The 13,887-nt window shown below is 63.6% G+C and carries 19 protein-coding genes; 11 read left to right on the top strand and 8 right to left on the bottom strand.

Annotation, left to right across the window (positions count from 1 at the left end; translation table 11 throughout):
• The first annotated feature begins 48 nt into the window (after nucleotides 1–48).
• Nucleotides 49–669, top strand: coding sequence for a conditioned medium-induced protein 4 (locus RBH20_RS14620; RefSeq protein WP_306709848.1), 621 nt, complete (start codon nucleotides 49–51; stop codon nucleotides 667–669).
• A gap of 118 nt (nucleotides 670–787) precedes the next feature.
• A complete protein-coding gene (locus RBH20_RS14615) occupies nucleotides 788–1,450 on the top strand; it encodes a hypothetical protein (RefSeq protein WP_306709846.1) in 663 nt (220 codons plus the stop codon).
• Nucleotides 1,451–1,480: 30 nt separating this feature from the next.
• Here the strand turns inward: RBH20_RS14615 and RBH20_RS14610 are convergent, their stop codons facing one another.
• The 3 genes from RBH20_RS14610 to RBH20_RS14600 are packed head-to-tail and all read right to left on the bottom strand — an operon-like array spanning nucleotide 1,481 to nucleotide 2,855.
• Nucleotides 1,481–2,065 carry an L-threonylcarbamoyladenylate synthase gene (locus RBH20_RS14610; RefSeq protein ID WP_306709844.1) on the bottom strand — a complete coding sequence of 195 codons (585 nt, stop codon included), beginning with the start codon at nucleotides 2,063–2,065 and terminating at the stop codon, nucleotides 1,481–1,483.
• A 2-nt stretch (nucleotides 2,066–2,067) separates the two neighbouring features.
• Nucleotides 2,068–2,577 carry a redoxin domain-containing protein gene (locus tag RBH20_RS14605; RefSeq protein ID WP_306709842.1) on the bottom strand — a complete coding sequence of 170 codons (510 nt, stop codon included), beginning with the start codon at nucleotides 2,575–2,577 and terminating at the stop codon, nucleotides 2,068–2,070.
• Complete coding sequence (locus RBH20_RS14600) at nucleotides 2,577–2,855, bottom strand: glutathione S-transferase N-terminal domain-containing protein (RefSeq protein WP_188852411.1); 279 nt, start codon at nucleotides 2,853–2,855, stop codon at nucleotides 2,577–2,579. The genes RBH20_RS14605 and RBH20_RS14600 overlap by 1 nt, the downstream gene beginning before the upstream one ends.
• A 98-nt stretch (nucleotides 2,856–2,953) precedes the next feature.
• On the opposite strand from RBH20_RS14600, the gene RBH20_RS14595 reads away from it, so the two are divergent.
• Complete coding sequence (locus RBH20_RS14595; RefSeq protein ID WP_306709839.1) at nucleotides 2,954–4,342, top strand: hemolysin family protein; 1,389 nt, start codon at nucleotides 2,954–2,956, stop codon at nucleotides 4,340–4,342.
• A gap of 50 nt (nucleotides 4,343–4,392) precedes the next feature.
• The gene (locus tag RBH20_RS14590) at nucleotides 4,393–4,764 is read left to right on the top strand and encodes a cupin domain-containing protein (RefSeq protein ID WP_005536915.1); all 372 of its coding nucleotides are present in this window, start codon (nucleotides 4,393–4,395) and stop codon (nucleotides 4,762–4,764) included.
• A 53-nt stretch (nucleotides 4,765–4,817) separates the two neighbouring features.
• Here RBH20_RS14590 and RBH20_RS14585 read toward each other — a convergent pair whose 3' ends face one another.
• Nucleotides 4,818–5,030: a hypothetical protein gene (locus tag RBH20_RS14585; RefSeq protein WP_005536916.1), complete on the bottom strand. Its 213-nt coding sequence runs from the start codon at nucleotides 5,028–5,030 to the stop codon at nucleotides 4,818–4,820.
• A gap of 123 nt (nucleotides 5,031–5,153) precedes the next feature.
• Here RBH20_RS14585 and RBH20_RS14580 point away from each other — a divergent pair, with 123 nt between their 5' ends.
• From RBH20_RS14580 to RBH20_RS14570, 3 genes are all read left to right on the top strand, one after another.
• Nucleotides 5,154–5,468 (top strand): hypothetical protein, encoded by a 315-nt coding sequence (locus RBH20_RS14580; RefSeq protein WP_005536918.1) that lies wholly within the window; start codon nucleotides 5,154–5,156, stop codon nucleotides 5,466–5,468.
• A 30-nt stretch (nucleotides 5,469–5,498) separates the two neighbouring features.
• Nucleotides 5,499–5,912, top strand: coding sequence for an SRPBCC family protein (locus RBH20_RS14575; RefSeq protein WP_306709836.1), 414 nt, complete (start codon nucleotides 5,499–5,501; stop codon nucleotides 5,910–5,912).
• A 99-nt stretch (nucleotides 5,913–6,011) separates the two neighbouring features.
• A complete protein-coding gene (locus RBH20_RS14570; RefSeq protein ID WP_170096672.1) occupies nucleotides 6,012–6,218 on the top strand; it encodes a hypothetical protein in 207 nt (68 codons plus the stop codon).
• Here the strand turns inward: RBH20_RS14570 and RBH20_RS14565 are convergent.
• Nucleotides 6,215–7,495 carry a GTP-binding protein gene (locus RBH20_RS14565; protein ID WP_306709834.1) on the bottom strand — a complete coding sequence of 427 codons (1,281 nt, stop codon included), beginning with the start codon at nucleotides 7,493–7,495 and terminating at the stop codon, nucleotides 6,215–6,217. The genes RBH20_RS14570 and RBH20_RS14565 overlap by 4 nt on opposite strands.
• Nucleotides 7,496–7,640: 145 nt before the next feature.
• Between RBH20_RS14565 and RBH20_RS14560 the strand changes: the two genes are divergently transcribed.
• From RBH20_RS14560 to RBH20_RS14550, 3 genes are all read left to right on the top strand, one after another.
• The gene (locus RBH20_RS14560; protein WP_004517689.1) at nucleotides 7,641–7,937 is read left to right on the top strand and encodes a hypothetical protein; all 297 of its coding nucleotides are present in this window, start codon (nucleotides 7,641–7,643) and stop codon (nucleotides 7,935–7,937) included.
• Nucleotides 7,937–8,911 carry a TRC40/GET3/ArsA family transport-energizing ATPase gene (locus RBH20_RS14555; RefSeq protein WP_306709829.1) on the top strand — a complete coding sequence of 325 codons (975 nt, stop codon included), beginning with the start codon at nucleotides 7,937–7,939 and terminating at the stop codon, nucleotides 8,909–8,911. Before RBH20_RS14560 ends, RBH20_RS14555 begins: the two co-directional genes overlap by 1 nt.
• Nucleotides 8,912–9,085: 174 nt before the next feature.
• On the top strand, nucleotides 9,086–10,951 hold the full coding sequence (locus RBH20_RS14550; protein ID WP_306709827.1) for a carbon starvation protein A: 1,866 nt from the start codon (nucleotides 9,086–9,088) through the stop codon (nucleotides 10,949–10,951).
• Nucleotides 10,952–10,993: 42 nt separating this feature from the next.
• On the opposite strand, the gene RBH20_RS14545 is transcribed toward RBH20_RS14550, so the two are convergent.
• On the bottom strand, nucleotides 10,994–11,593 hold the full coding sequence (locus tag RBH20_RS14545; RefSeq protein ID WP_306709825.1) for a DUF6517 family protein: 600 nt from the start codon (nucleotides 11,591–11,593) through the stop codon (nucleotides 10,994–10,996).
• Nucleotides 11,590–12,273: a hypothetical protein gene (locus RBH20_RS14540; protein WP_306709823.1), complete on the bottom strand. Its 684-nt coding sequence runs from the start codon at nucleotides 12,271–12,273 to the stop codon at nucleotides 11,590–11,592. Before RBH20_RS14540 ends, RBH20_RS14545 begins: the two co-directional genes overlap by 4 nt.
• Nucleotides 12,274–12,449: 176 nt before the next feature.
• Between RBH20_RS14540 and RBH20_RS14535 the strand changes: the two genes are divergently transcribed.
• On the top strand, nucleotides 12,450–12,665 hold the full coding sequence (locus RBH20_RS14535; RefSeq protein WP_306709821.1) for a hypothetical protein: 216 nt from the start codon (nucleotides 12,450–12,452) through the stop codon (nucleotides 12,663–12,665).
• Nucleotides 12,666–12,669: 4 nt separating this feature from the next.
• On the opposite strand, the gene RBH20_RS14530 is transcribed toward RBH20_RS14535, so the two are convergent.
• Nucleotides 12,670–13,869 (bottom strand): inorganic phosphate transporter, encoded by a 1,200-nt coding sequence (locus tag RBH20_RS14530; RefSeq protein WP_306709819.1) that lies wholly within the window; start codon nucleotides 13,867–13,869, stop codon nucleotides 12,670–12,672.
• Between the last annotated feature and the right edge of the window lie 18 nt (nucleotides 13,870–13,887).

Below are 13,887 nucleotides of genomic sequence, written 5' to 3'. Positions count from 1 at the left end.
TTGTCCATCCGACAGATATATGCCTTCTGAGAAGTAGTTTCATGTTCGATGGACGAGAAGACCGAAGAACTCCGTGACATCTTCATGGACGTCTCCGGCGAGGAAGCTGTGACGGAGTCTCAGGAGGCGTCGAGAGGGTCCCTGGCCGATACCGACGAGGCCGGTGTCGCGGATCGACTCGGTGATGTCATCGCGCGGATGCGCGAGCGATATGAGTTCCAAACCGAACTCACTGACGAGGCCCTGGTGACAGTGGTCCGACTGTTCTACGAGGGGAGCGACGACGGAGCTATCGCGGCCGAGATCGGCATGGACGAGCCTGACGTGGTCGAGGGCCGACTCGACCTGCACCTCCTCCGCGATGCGGACACAGAGGCACCGTTTGACCTCGCCGAGTTCCGCCGTCGCGTCGCCGACAACGACCCGTCCGTCGCCGAACTCGCAGCCGAGTTCAATATCGGCGAGTCCCGGGCCGCCCACTACCGGCGTGTCGTCGCCGCACAGGACGCCGCTCGTCGCGTTTCCCACCGATTCCAGAGCCAGTTCGAAGATGTACTCACCGACGCTGGCCTGTCGACACAGCACGCCGCCGGTCTCCGCGATGACGGCCTTGACGAGGCCACTGAAGACATTGATTCGCTTGACTCCGGCGCTGACGTGTCAATGTAACTCTCGGATACCTTTTGTAGTTGTTTCCAGTCGCGGTAAAGGTAGCTAACTGCACAGTTGTTTCAACAGCCGGCGGTGCGCCGAACCTTCTTGTGGGAGAACACGACCATGGCGGCCCATGTCAACCCACACGTTCAGGGAACTGGAAACGGCCGCCTACTGTCCGCGGAAGCTCTATTATCGCCGCCGCGATGGCGCAAGCGAGATTCCCGACGAAATCGAGTCGGTTCGCCGACTCGCACGGGAGTACGAGCGGCTGCTGACCGACGACGCCGCCCTGCTGGCAGCCCCCATCGAAGTGGGGCCGGACGAGTACCGTGATCGACTCAGAGGGCTTCGAGAGCGGCTGGCTGACTGGGACGCGCTGGTCGCCCCTGCTGGGACCGACGCGTATCTCGAAGGCAAGGACGCCCGCGGGATCGCACACAAGATCGTCGCCGGGCAGGACGGCCCCGCGCCGTCGCTCGTGTTCGCCGGTCGGCCGCCAGAGAACGGTGTCTGGGAGCCCCAGACCGTGCGGCTGGTCGCCGCCGCGAAGGCACTCTCCTGGGAGCGCGAGCGTGACGTCGACATCGCCTACGCCGAGTACCCGGCCTACGGCGACATCCGGCGAATCGAGGTGAACGCGCGGCGAGCAGGGACCTACCGTCGCGCGGTCAGAACCGCCGACAGCATCGACGGGCCGCCGGGGCGGGTGCGAAACGACGCCAAGTGCAAGCCCTGTGAGTTCAGCGACGACTGCGGGGTGAAAACGCGGTCGCTACGGTCAATGCTACGCTAAGGCGGACAGCCACCCGGACAGCGCCGGGTGTCAGTCCCGGTCTTCGAGCCACGACTCGACGGCGTCGGCGCGTGCGCCGCGGCGATGAATCGTCTCGCTGTCGACGTTCACGACCGTCGACCCGGTCCCACCGTCGGTCTCACCGGCGTCAAGGACGACGGCAGCACGCTCACGGATAGCGTCGAGGTCGTCGACGGAACGGGCGCTCGGGTTCCCGGAGATGTTAGCGCTCGTGGCCGTGAGCGGCCCGGTCTCGGCGAGCAGTTCGAGCGCGAGGTCGTGGTCGGGGATGCGGACACCGACACGGTCACGGCCAGCGACCAGCACGTCCGGGACTACGTCGCGGCGCTCCACGACGACAGTGACCGGACCGGGGAGAAATTCCCGCATGAACGCCCGCTCACGCTCGCTCAGCCGCGTATACTCGCGTGCGGACTCGATGTCGGGGACGGCCATCGACACTGGCTTGTCACGCTCGCGGCCCTTCGCGTCGAACACCCGTTCGACGGCAGCAGCGTCGAGCGCGTCCGCGCCGAGACCGTACACTGTCTCCGTCGGATACACGACCAGCTCTCCGTCGCGAACCACTACCGCGGCGTCGTCAACTGTCGCCATCGTTAGAGCTGGGCCTCGACGTCGTCGTAGTCCGGGAAGTCGGGCCATTCCTGGGCCACCCACGCGTACTCGATGGTCCGGTCGCTATCAAGGACGAACACCGACGGGCGTGGTTCCTCGATTCCAGTCATTCCGTCGAGGGCCATGTCGATGTTATACTTTTCTGCGACGCCGTTAGCCGGGTCCGAGAACAGCCGGTAGTCTCCCTCGATCTCTCGCTCTTCGAGCAACTGCTTGTGCTCGTACGGCGTTGAGATAGAGACGCCAATGACGGTGGCCTGCTCGTGCCACGCGCGGTCGCGGATCTCGTTCCAGATGTACGTCGCCGGGAACGCCCCATCCATCGCGTGGAACACGAGCACGACCCGGTCACTGTCGGCACACACCGACGCGAGCGATTCGTCTTCCCAGAACTCGTCGTTGACGAGCGGGCGTGTGAAATCCGGCGCAGTGTCGCCTTCTTCGGGGTGATCGACCGGATCGAGATCGACGATATCGAAGTCGAGGTCCATCAGGCTACACCCCCAGCGGTCTCCTCGCCTTCGCCGTATGTCCGCTCCAGATACGCGACGATGTTCGCGCTCTCGGACATCGTGACGCCGGTGTTCTCGTCGACGATGGCCGGGACGGTTCGCTTGCCGGACAGTCGCTTGACCACGTCGCGGTCGGCGTGCATCGGCTCGACGAACCGTGACTGGTAATCGAGACCGTACTCGTTCAGCTTCCGAACGACGCGCTCGCAGAAGGGACACGCCTGCAACCGGTACAGCGTGATGTCGGACTCGCTCATACTCTATACGGCGATACGCGTGAAAGCCGTGTAAGGGCTTCGCTGGCAACCCCTCCATGACAAGCCTTAATCCCCGCCCATTACAATTTCGACCGTTGATGGCCCTGGATCCACCTGCGCCGTTTGAGCTGTCTACAGCGATGCTGCAGGGCGTCGAAATCGTCGGCGTCCCAATACCAAAAGATGCGGTGCTCGTCGCTGGTATTGTCACGCTCGTCGCACTGGTTGTCCTCTCAGCGTTCTTCTCGTCCTCAGAAATTGCGATGTTCTCGCTGCCTGCACACCGGACGGAAGCGCTCGTCGAGGACGCCGTTCCGGGTTCGAAGACGCTCAAACAACTCAAATCAGACCCCCACCGTCTGCTTGTGACGATTCTCGTCGGCAACAACCTCGTCAACATCGCGATGTCGTCCATCGCTACTGGACTCCTTGCGATGTATGTTGAGAGCCAGGGGCTGGCTGTCGCCATCGCGACGTTCGGGGTCACCGCCATCGTGCTCCTGTTCGGTGAGAGCGCGCCAAAGAGCTACGCGGTGGAGAACACCGAGTCGTGGGCGCTGCGCATTTCCAAGCCGCTCAAGGCCGCCGAGAGGGTGTTGCTCCCGCTTATTCTGCTGTTTGATTACCTCACTCGCGTCGTCAACAAGATCACCGGCGGCCGTTCCGCCATCGAGACCTCCTATGTCACCCGCGAAGAGATCCAGGACATTATCGAGACAGGTGAGCGCGAGGGCGTCCTTGACGAGGACGAACGGGAGATGCTTCAGCGCACACTCCGGTTCAACGACACCATCGCCAAGGAAGTGATGACGCCGCGGCTGGACATGACCGCCGTCGCCAAGGAGTCATCCGTCGAGGAGGCCCTTGAGACGTGTATCCAGAGCGGCCACGCCCGCATCCCCGTTTATGAAGGAAGTCTGGACAACGTTATCGGCGTCATCCACATCCGCGACCTCGTTCGGGACCTCAACTACGGCGAGGCGCTGGCCCGCGATATGGAGCTTGAGGACCTCATCGAGCCAACTCTACACGTCCCCGAGTCAAAGAACGTCGACGACCTCCTGACCGAGATGCGGGCCGAGCGCCTCCACATGGTCATCGTCATCGACGAGTTCGGGACCACCGAGGGGCTGGTGACGATGGAGGACCTGACAGAGGAGATCGTCGGCGAGATACTCGAAGGCGAAGAGGAAGAGCCCATCGAGTACGTCGACGACGACACGGTCACGGTCAAAGGCGAGGTCAACATCGAGGAGGTCAACGAAGCGCTGGACCTGGATCTGCCCGAAGGCGAGGAGTTCGAAACCATCGCCGGCTTCATATTCAACCGGGCGGGCCGACTGGTCGAGGAGGGCGAGACCATCACCTACGACGGCGTCGAAATCCGCGTCGAACAGGTCGAGAACACGCGCATCATGAAAGCTCGCGTCGTCCGCCTCGAAACCGATGAGACGGAGCCGGTCGACGCCGAAGAAGCCTCGGACTGAGCACCTGCGGGAGCAGTTGTTTTAGGTCGGTCGCCGCCGACAGGGATGACATGGGTTATCATCACCTCGCGGTCGACGACATCGAACCGACACCGGACCGACCCAGTGTCCAGCGGTCGATAAGTGATGCAGCTGGCCTCGAAAATGCGGCCGTAAACCTTTACGAGGTCTCCCCCGGCGAGGACATTCCGCTCGCGTACCACTATCACGACAATCAGGAAGAACTGTTCTACGTCCTCTCTGGGACGCTGGCTGTTGAGACGCCGGACGGAACCTACGAAGTCGAGGAAGACGAGGCGTTCGTCGTCGAACCGGACAGCCCCCAGCGGGCGCACAACCCCGAGTCGGCGACCGAACCAGTGCGGACGCTCGTCGTCGGTGCACCCGCGGTGGATGATGTCCATCCCTACGACCCCGAGTAAGTCGGGGGTCACAGTCGTACCGCAGAACGCTACTGGGGCGTAACGTCGGACCGCTATTGGAGGGTGATGGCGTAGGTCAGCGCAAACAGCAGTATCGCGCCGGTCGCAACGTTTATCGCCGTGAGTTCCGCCGCGCCGATGACGCTCAGGCCCCAGACGAGAGTGGCCGAAAACACCGTCGAGAGCACAATGTTCATCGCGATAAGTACCCGTGGGTCACCCTGTGACCCGCTCGCCCCCTCCTCAAACCCGTTCGCGTCGCTCATGCCCACGAACACGAACGGGACTCCCCTTAGCTCTTTGGCAGTCCCCGGTGCGTTCGCTCCGCTAACTCTAGCCGGGCGCGGCCAAGTCGCGCAACTAAACACATTCGGAGCCTAACACAACATATGAAGATTCCAAATCGCCATGGGGATCCGGTTGACCCGGTCCCGTTTCTCGTCTGCACCGCGACGGCGGTGATGTTGCTGTTCTCCGTCGGCCCGCTGTACGGCCTCGCCTATGGGCTTCCGGTGTGGGCCGGTCTGACCGTTTCGACAGCCGGGACCGTCGCTGTCGCCGCCGTTTCGTATCACCGACTGGTCTGGACTGCGCCGCCGCCCTCGGTACAAATCGCCCCGGAGCTTCGCTTTCAGCGCCTCATCTACATCGGCGTCGGCTTCGCTGTGTTGCTGGTCGGCGTCTCGGCTCCGCTGGCCCTGTGATTTACCACCCCGGTACGCATGTGGACTGGTATGCGCGAGGTCGAACGCTCTCGGTTCGTGATGGCACGGCCGCCGGCTGTCCACCGCACGCTCTCGCCGGAAGCAGTCGTCGCAGCGGAGGGGACGTTCACGGTGACGGCTGTCGAGGAAACAGAGACTGGAACGCTCGTCACCGCCGCTGGCCCGGGGATGTCAGTGCCGCTGCGCTTCGAGTCGCGGGACGACGGACTCCGGTACACCGCTGAGGGCGAGGTCGGTCCGTTCGACCATCTGGAGACCCGGATTACTGTCGTACCGGAGGAGAACGGCTCTCGGGTCACGATGCGGTCGACCGTCTCGCTGAACCTGCCACTCCCCTTCGCTGACCGCATTGCCGCCTGGAAGCGTGGCAACGAAATAGAGCGAGCTATCGAGGAACTGGCGGCGGATGTGCCCGGGGGCTGAATCGGCGATGCCGCTCCCGTCCGGCCGGTTTATTGATGCCCGTGAGACGACTGCGCACAACCACGGTACGTTTAGTAGCTCTAATCTACACATACAACCATGAGCATCCTCGACAGCGTCAAGGAGGCACTCACCTCACAACCGGAGACGAAGTCCCGCCCCGACGATGGTTCGAAAGGGGCGTACTGGTGTGACGACTGTGGCGTTCGCATCAGAGATGTCGAACTGGAGGGCGAGCCGGTCTGTCCGGACTGTGGCGAGGAGATGCGCTTCGAGCGCGCGGCTGGTCGTGACTGCGCCTGTTAGGGGCTCCGTATCACCGTCTCCTCGCCCTGTTCCGCTGGGAACGGACCCGTGAGCGCCTCGTTCTCGGTCCATTCTTCATCTGTCACCAGCGCGTCGTCCAGCGCTGTCCGAAGAGTGTTTTCGTCGTAGTTAGTTCCGATGAACACCAGTTCCGTTCGACGGTCGCCGTGCTCGTCGTGCCAGTCAAGTTCCGGCCGGTTCGAGCGGTACATATCCTGCTCAATTTCAGGGAGACTCGCAATCCAGGGCCCCTGCGCTTCCGCCCGTATCGAAGGACCGGCCTGGCCGATGACCACCCGTACCTCAGTGCCTGCCAGCCAGACGGTCCCCTTCGAGCGGACGACACCTGGCGGCAGGTCCTGCAGCACGTCGGCGAGTCGGTCGGGGTGGAACGGCCGACGGCGGCGGTACGTGAAGGAGGTGACGCCGTACACCTCCTCGGGATGATGGTGGCCGTCGTGCTCGTGACCGCTGTCGCCCTCATGGGAATCCGTTTCGTGGCTGTGGTTGTCGCCGCCGTGTTTGGCTTCGGCCAGGGCTCGCTTCCAGCCCGGCAAGTCGTTGATTTCGGTCTGGTCGAACAGGCCGCGGTCGAACAGCCGGTCGGGGTCCACCTGTGAGAAGGTTGTTCGGACAGTCTCGGCGTCGGGCTGGAGCGCCCGCACCAGCTCCTCGGCTTCGTCCAGCTCCCCGTCCGTACAGAGGTCCGTCTTGTTCATCACGACAAGGTTCGACAGCTCGACCTGTTCGACCATCAGGTCCGAGAGCGGGCGGTCGGCGTCGTCGGTCGCTGTGTCGTCGCTGTCTCCACCGGCGTTCGCTTCCACGACCCCCCGGCGCTCGGGCGTCTCGCCGGCGAAGGAATCGAGAAACAATCGCGTATCCAGCACCGTCACGAGCGTGTCGACCCGATACAGCGCGGCCACGCGCGACTCAGTAGTGAACAGCCGCGCGACGGGCGCCGGCTCAGAGATGCCGGAGGACTCGACGACGAGCGCGTCGAAGTCGCGGTCGTTCGCCAACCGGACGACTGCCGTTTCGAGGTCGTCCTGTAGCTCACAGCAGATACAGCCGTTGGATAGCTCCGCGACCCCGTCGTCCACATCGAGTTCGGACCCCTCGGCGATGAGTTCCGCGTCGACGTTGACGGTTCCCATGTCGTTGACGAGGACGGCGATGTCGCGGTCACCGGCCTCAGTCAGCAGATGGTTCAGTAGCGTCGTCTTCCCGGCCCCGAGGCTGCCGGAGAGAATCGTGACGGGAATGGTGTCGCGCATACCTCCCGTTGTGGGCAGGCTCCCTTCAAATCGCGCCTTGTTTCCGGTGGTCAAACACGACCGCTGTCGCGCTACAGCGCGTGGGCACTGTCGACGGGGAACTGCGACAGCTTTTACTCCGTGCCTCTCGCACACACGACCCACGATGGAACTGGCCGACCGAATCGAGCGCTTTCGCCGGACGCTACGGGAGTGGGCCCGTGGACTGTACCACGGCATGATAACGCACCCGGCCTATGAGAAAATCGAGAAGGAGGCCGAGGACACCGAAGACGCGTTCATGCTGGCCTGTTTCCCCGATGCCTTCGGCATCCCGTCGCCGGTGTCGTACTACACCGCCGAACTGCTGCCGTACCTCGAAGACACCTTCGAGGCCTGGGAGCGGCGGCTGTGGGACCGGGGCTCGTACATCGAACGCAAAGGCCAGCAGTACCACTTCTGATGGAGCCGTTCGTCTTCTTCGGCGGCAAGGGCGGGGTCGGCAAGACAACCGTCTCCTGTGCCTACGGAGTGAAATCCGCGCGAGTCGGCCTTGATACGCTCGTCGTCTCGACGGATCCGGCCCACTCCGTCTCGGATGTGTTCGATCAGCAGTTCAGCGACGACCCGGAATCCGTCGAGGGTATTGATGGCCTCGACGCGATGGAGATCGACCCCGAAACCGAGACGCAGCGCCACCTCGACGGCATCCGAAACGACCTCTCCGAGCAGGTGTCGGCGGCGATGGTCAACGAAATCAACCAGCAGCTAGAGATGGCCCACCAGACGCCAGGGGCCTACGAGTCGGCGCTGTTCGACCGCTTCGTCGACGTGATGCGCAACGCCGACCCGTACGACCGGGTGGTCTTCGACACCTCGCCGACCGGCAGCACGCTCCGCTTGCTCGGTCTGCCGGAGTTCCTTGAAGGGTGGATCGACCGACTGATGCACAAACGCGAGAAGAGCATCGACCTCTTCGAGAAGGCCGCCATCGGCAACAACGAGCCACGGCGCGTGATGGACGGCGACCCGGTACTCGCCCGCCTGCAGGACCGTAAGGAGTTCTTCGAGTTCGCCGGCGGCGCGCTTCAGGCCGACGCCGCCTTCTTCCTCGTGCTCAACCCCGACCAGCTCTCGGTCAACGAGACGCGGCGCGCCATCGCCGAGATGCGCGAGCGTGACCTCTCGGTTCGGGGGCTCGTCGCGAACAAGCTCACGCCCGAACCGGACCCCGACGAGGCAGGTCGTGGGGCCCGGTATCTCCAGGACCGCGTCGCCACCGAGAACGAGCGGCTACAGGAGGTCCGTGAGACGCTCGACCCGCCGTTAGTCGCGGAAATCACGACCCGTACGGCGGAGGTGAAAGGCAACCTGCTCGATGATGTCGCTGCTGAACTCGATGTCGAAACCGACGCCGAGGTGCCCACGTTCGTCTGAATCACCGACCGCCGCTCATGTGTGGGCCGCGCATAACCGATAAGTAATCGGATATTGGATTTTTCGTTGACAGCCGGAGCTGTGTGCCCGAGCGGGTTCTGACGGACTTGAGAAGTATAAGAAATATATAATAACTATTAATAGCTTGATGTTGGTTACCATTCATGCATATCCATGACACAGGTAATCTGGATCGTCCTGGCAGTACTGGTGACGTTCAGCGTGGGGTATCTGGGGTATTCGAAGTACCTCGCGCGGTTCCTCGAACTCGATAACGACAACGAGACACCGGCACACAAGTACGAAGACGGGCAGGAATACGTCCCGTCGAAGAAACCGGTGTTGCTGGGTCACCACTACTCCAGTATCGCGGGTGGGGCACCAATTGTCGGACCGATTACTGCGGGGGCCATCTGGGGATGGGTTCCCGCACTGCTGTGGATCGCCATCGGCAACCCGCTGATGGGCAGCGTCCACGACTTCGTCTCGCTGTCGGGGTCACTCCGACACGAGGGGAAGTCCATCGGCTACATCGTCGGTGAGTATGTCGGCGAGGGCGGGAAGAACATGCTCCTGTGGTTCGCGTTCCTGACGATTATCCTCGTCGTCGCAGTGTTTGCGCTGGTGGTCGGGATCGTGTTCAACGCCTATCCCGAGGTGGTGACGGCGTCGATGGTCTACATTGCTCTCGCGCTGGCGTTTGGCGTGTACCTCTACCAGCTCAACGGCCCGTTCATCCCGGGGACAGTCCTGTTCGTTGCAGGCGTTTTCGCCGGCGTCTTCGCCGGGATTCAGTTCCCGATTGCCCTGTTCGAGCCGACGGCCGAACGGACCGCGGAGATGTCCGTCATCGTGTTGCTGGGTGGGAGCGGTTCCTGGGTGCCTGGCGCGAGCGCACTGGGCGGCAACACTGCGGCGTGGATCCCGGTCATCATGGCCTACGCCGCCGTCGCCAGCGCGCTCCCGGTGTGGGTGTTGCTCCAGCCGCGTGACTACCTCTCCTCGTTCTTGCTGTACACCGGCGTCGGCGGCGCGCTGCTCGCCATTATCGTCGGAACCATCCTCGGCTCGTCGAGCCAGCCGCTGGTCATCGACAGTTCGCTGGGTGCGTTCAACGGCTTCTGGGGTGTCGAAGGTGCGGGCCTGTACCCGCTGTTCCCACTGCTGTTCATTACTATCGCCTGTGGAACCATCAGCGGTTTCCACTCGCTGGTCTCCTCCGGGACGACGGCGAAGCAACTCGATAAGGAGACCGACGCCCGCCTCATCGGCTACGGCGGGATGCTGGGCGAGGGCCTGCTCGCGGCCGTCGCGCTGTCGACGCTCGCAGTCGCCGGCTTCCCCGACCCCGCGGGCGGTATCGGCGCGGCGCTGCCGAACTTCGCGACCGGTGGTGGCATTATCCTGACGAGCCTCGGCCTCCCACAGAGCTTTGGCGCACCGTTCATGGCACTCGTCCTCGTGAGCTTCCTGCTTACGTCTACTGACACGGCTGTCCGACTCGGCCGCTACATGATGGAAGAAATCGTCGGCCTGCCGGCCGGTCAGACGTCGAGCGGGCTCAATGTGGGCGGTGGCATCCGTTCAACGCTGGGTGAACTCGGCCGCGGCCGGTACACGAACCCGATTATCCAGTGTGGCCTCGCGTACGTGATGGTCGTCTCCGGCCAGTGGGTCGTCCTGTGGGCGCTGTTCGGTGGCGCGAACCAGCTACTGGCCGCGCTCGCACTACTGACCGGGACGGTCTGGCTGGCTAACTGGGACAAGAGCAAACAGCTGTACTCCACCGGAGTTCCGATGGCGATCATGGTGGCGATAACCGTGCTCGGCCTCGGCTGGCTCGCGTTCTACCAGAACATCTACCAGACGATTATCGTGGGCGGTGCGAGCGGTGTGCAACTGTTCGCAACGATTATCCAGACGCTTCTGGCACTGACCCTCATCGGCCTCGCTCTGGCGCTGGTCAAGAAGGGATACGACAACATCAGCACCGTCCGCGAGAGCTACGGCGGCGGTGCCGTCGAACCGAGCGACGACTGACACCGCGACTCCGTTTTCGTTTTTTACCGTCGATAGCGACAGTTACACGTCCCGTGTGACCACGCCGAACGGCGGCGCGTCGTCGTCCGAGACAGTCGCTATCGCCGTCACCGCGTCTTCGCCGGCACGGACGCGAACCCGCGCGAGCTTCCGCTCGCTGTCGTCGACCGTTGCCGTCGCTGTCGTCCGCGTCGTTTCGGTCCCGAGAAGCGTCTCTGCGCCGCGTTCGCGCCACTCCGAAACGGTGTCCACATCGGTACCCATCGCAAGCGAAACGATCCGGGCGCTGTCCACCGCTGTCAGCGGGTCACGGACGACCTCGGGCTGGTCGACGACTCGCACGGCCGGGGCGGTCAGGAGGCCAAACCGACCTCCGGTTGCTGACTCGTACACGCGCTGGAAAACCGTCGCAATCACGTCTTGCCGCGACGTTAGCTCCACGTCCCCGGAGAAATCGACGGTCACCGTCGTCTCGATGGTGCGGCTATCCTCGGCAACGAGTGAGTAGCCGCTGGACTCGGGGAGCACTGCCGGCGCGGCCGCGCTGGCTTCGATAGCCTCGCGCTCCTCCGGCAGGACGCTACAGCCGGCCAGCGTCGCCACACAGCCGACGACGAAGCCGCGCCGAGTCGGGAGCGTCATTTCCAGAACCGCTTTGCGAGTCGCGACAGCATCCCTTCCTCGGACTGGGTCACGTCTTCCCAGAGGACGAACGCTTCGACCACGTCAGCGGCTTCGCCAGCAACAGCCTCCTGCTTGTCCGGCACGACGACGCCCAGATTGACCTCGTAGTGACCGTAGTAGCCGTATTTCAGTAGCGTGCGCTCGCGCTGGCCCTCAACGAACGACCGAACCTCGTCGGGTAGCTCGTCGGCGACGAGGACGAACGTGAAGTCAGTTCGGTAGTGCTCTTCGTTCGGCGTGACCCGTTTGTCGGCCAGGTCGTGGCCGAGTTCGACCAGCCGCTTCAGTTCGCCGACTGTCGGCCGCTCGACGCGGCGGGCGTAAAGGTACTCCTCGGACTCGTGGTCGCCGTAGGACAGTGCTGGGTGGAAGAACTGTTTCTGATTGAGAACCCGCATCTCGCCGTAGAGGTCCCAGCGCTCGCCCCGGAGCCGGTGGTCCCGTTCCAGCGTATAGTTGTACATCAGGCGGTCGCTCACCCGGTCGAAGTAGGGATCGTCCGTCCAGTGTGGGACTTCCTCGATGATTTCGTCGGGAAGCTCCGACTTCGGGACTGCACCAGTCATGGGGTCCTCCCAGTTGTCCGCACCGTAGTCAGCTGACTCCTCGCCTGATTCGGACTCGGCTTCCTCGCTCATCGTGGTGAGTCACGTAGGCGTTCAGTTCGTACTGGTCCCCTGCCGCGGTAGGTCATACCATGGCGATGCCGTGTCGGGGTCTTAAGCGCGTCGGTCAGCCGACGGTCGTCCATTGGCCGTACACGACCGCCGCGGCAGGTTTTTGCTGCTGGCCGTTCAATTGCTCACCAACAATCATGGCGAAAGACACCGAGGCCTGCGGCCGGTGCTCGATGAGCGTCGTTGTCGACGCCGTTGACGAGAATGCGGGGGAAAAACCTCACGACCCCTTCGGAGACGATCGAATTGAGGTCGACCAGCGGGACATCGAGCGCGTCTCGCCTGAGGCCTGGATGGGCCGTCTTTCGACCAGAGTGAATGAGGTCGTCAGTCGCTACGTCTGGGGTCGCTGACCGATCAGAGCACCGCGTCGATGATCCAGAAGAGTCCGTAGCTCAGCGCGAACGCCAGCGCTAGCGAGCCGATCCAGGCAAGTACTGTTTTCCCCATCTTTTCCCGACTGACCTCGCCACCGCCGGCGGCCGCGCCAGAGCCGACGATAGCAGAGACGATAATCTCGTTGAACGACACCGGGATGCCGAAGAAGACGGCCGCCTGCGCGATGATGAAGCTCGGAATCAACGCGCCGATAGAACGCCGCGGCCCGAGCGAGGAGTAGTCCTGTGCCAGCGCCTTTATCATCCGCGGTGCGCCCGTCCAGGACCCAACGAGGAGGCCGAGGCCGCCGAACAACAGGATACCGGTGATGGGAATGGCGGCTGTCGGTCCTTCTCCGAGCAGCGGGACCAGCGGTCCCAGCGCCAGGCCGACCTGGCTCCCGCCGGCGGAGAAGGCCACGAGCCCGCCCATCACCAGCAGGAAGTGCCGCTGCCCGGCGGCCGCGTCCGCCCTGATATCTAGGTACAGCAGTCCCCCCGCGAGTACCCCGATGAGGAGCGTTGCGGCGACCATCGAGGGGAGTATCGGCGTCCCAACAGCCCGTGCGATGGCACGGGCGACCGACGCCTGCTCACTGCCCGGTGCCAGCAGCACGAACTCGATATTCGCCAGAATCACACCGACCAGCCCCCCCAGCAGTGGCACGAGCCGTTCCTCGGTCGTGGCTTCGTGCCGGAGCGACCATGCTGTCACGAAGGCGACCGACCCGCCGAAGAAGGGGGTCAGGACCCACAGCGAGACGATTTCGATGTACTTTGCCGTCGCCGGCTGGCCGCCCATCGCCAGCCCGACGCCGACGACCGCGCCGGTAACGGTAAACGCCGTCGCGATGGGGTAGCCGGTGAAAATCCCGACGGCGACCAGCACCGCTGCGGTGAGGAGGGCAACGATAGCGGCGATAGCCGAGAGACCGCCACCGCTCGGGAACAGGACGAGTTCGCTCCCGACGGCCTCTGTGACGTTGGCCCCCTGCAGGACCGCACCAGCCAGTCCGAGGATGCCGACAAAGAACCCGGCCCGCATCACCGAAATCGCGTTCGCCCCGACGGCCGGTGCGAACGGCGTGGACCCGGACGACCCAGCACCGATGGCCCAGGCCATAAACAGACTCGCGGCTGACGCGACAACAAGCGTCGCAATCGTACTCGTCGCGACCATCTGTCACGGCGTTTGCCC

Source organism: Haloarcula sp. H-GB4, assembly GCF_030848575.1.
Taxonomy (GTDB): domain Archaea; phylum Halobacteriota; class Halobacteria; order Halobacteriales; family Haloarculaceae; genus Haloarcula.
This window is presented reverse-complemented; position numbering and strand designations above follow the sequence as displayed.

Coding starts and splice junctions, on each gene's coding strand:
- RBH20_RS14620 (WP_306709848.1), top strand. CDS start 49: ATGGACGAGAAGACCGAAGAACTCCGTGACATCTTCATGGACGTCTCC.
- RBH20_RS14615 (WP_306709846.1), top strand. CDS start 788: ATGTCAACCCACACGTTCAGGGAACTGGAAACGGCCGCCTACTGTCCG.
- RBH20_RS14610 (WP_306709844.1), bottom strand. CDS start 2,065: ATGGCGACAGTTGACGACGCCGCGGTAGTGGTTCGCGACGGAGAGCTG.
- RBH20_RS14605 (WP_306709842.1), bottom strand. CDS start 2,577: ATGGACCTCGACTTCGATATCGTCGATCTCGATCCGGTCGATCACCCC.
- RBH20_RS14600 (WP_188852411.1), bottom strand. CDS start 2,855: ATGAGCGAGTCCGACATCACGCTGTACCGGTTGCAGGCGTGTCCCTTC.
- RBH20_RS14595 (WP_306709839.1), top strand. CDS start 2,954: ATGGCCCTGGATCCACCTGCGCCGTTTGAGCTGTCTACAGCGATGCTG.
- RBH20_RS14590 (WP_005536915.1), top strand. CDS start 4,393: ATGGGTTATCATCACCTCGCGGTCGACGACATCGAACCGACACCGGAC.
- RBH20_RS14585 (WP_005536916.1), bottom strand. CDS start 5,030: ATGAGCGACGCGAACGGGTTTGAGGAGGGGGCGAGCGGGTCACAGGGT.
- RBH20_RS14580 (WP_005536918.1), top strand. CDS start 5,154: ATGAAGATTCCAAATCGCCATGGGGATCCGGTTGACCCGGTCCCGTTT.
- RBH20_RS14575 (WP_306709836.1), top strand. CDS start 5,499: ATGCGCGAGGTCGAACGCTCTCGGTTCGTGATGGCACGGCCGCCGGCT.
- RBH20_RS14570 (WP_170096672.1), top strand. CDS start 6,012: ATGAGCATCCTCGACAGCGTCAAGGAGGCACTCACCTCACAACCGGAG.
- RBH20_RS14565 (WP_306709834.1), bottom strand. CDS start 7,495: ATGCGCGACACCATTCCCGTCACGATTCTCTCCGGCAGCCTCGGGGCC.
- RBH20_RS14560 (WP_004517689.1), top strand. CDS start 7,641: ATGGAACTGGCCGACCGAATCGAGCGCTTTCGCCGGACGCTACGGGAG.
- RBH20_RS14555 (WP_306709829.1), top strand. CDS start 7,937: ATGGAGCCGTTCGTCTTCTTCGGCGGCAAGGGCGGGGTCGGCAAGACA.
- RBH20_RS14550 (WP_306709827.1), top strand. CDS start 9,086: ATGACACAGGTAATCTGGATCGTCCTGGCAGTACTGGTGACGTTCAGC.
- RBH20_RS14545 (WP_306709825.1), bottom strand. CDS start 11,593: ATGACGCTCCCGACTCGGCGCGGCTTCGTCGTCGGCTGTGTGGCGACG.
- RBH20_RS14540 (WP_306709823.1), bottom strand. CDS start 12,273: ATGAGCGAGGAAGCCGAGTCCGAATCAGGCGAGGAGTCAGCTGACTAC.
- RBH20_RS14535 (WP_306709821.1), top strand. CDS start 12,450: ATGGCGAAAGACACCGAGGCCTGCGGCCGGTGCTCGATGAGCGTCGTT.
- RBH20_RS14530 (WP_306709819.1), bottom strand. CDS start 13,869: ATGGTCGCGACGAGTACGATTGCGACGCTTGTTGTCGCGTCAGCCGCG.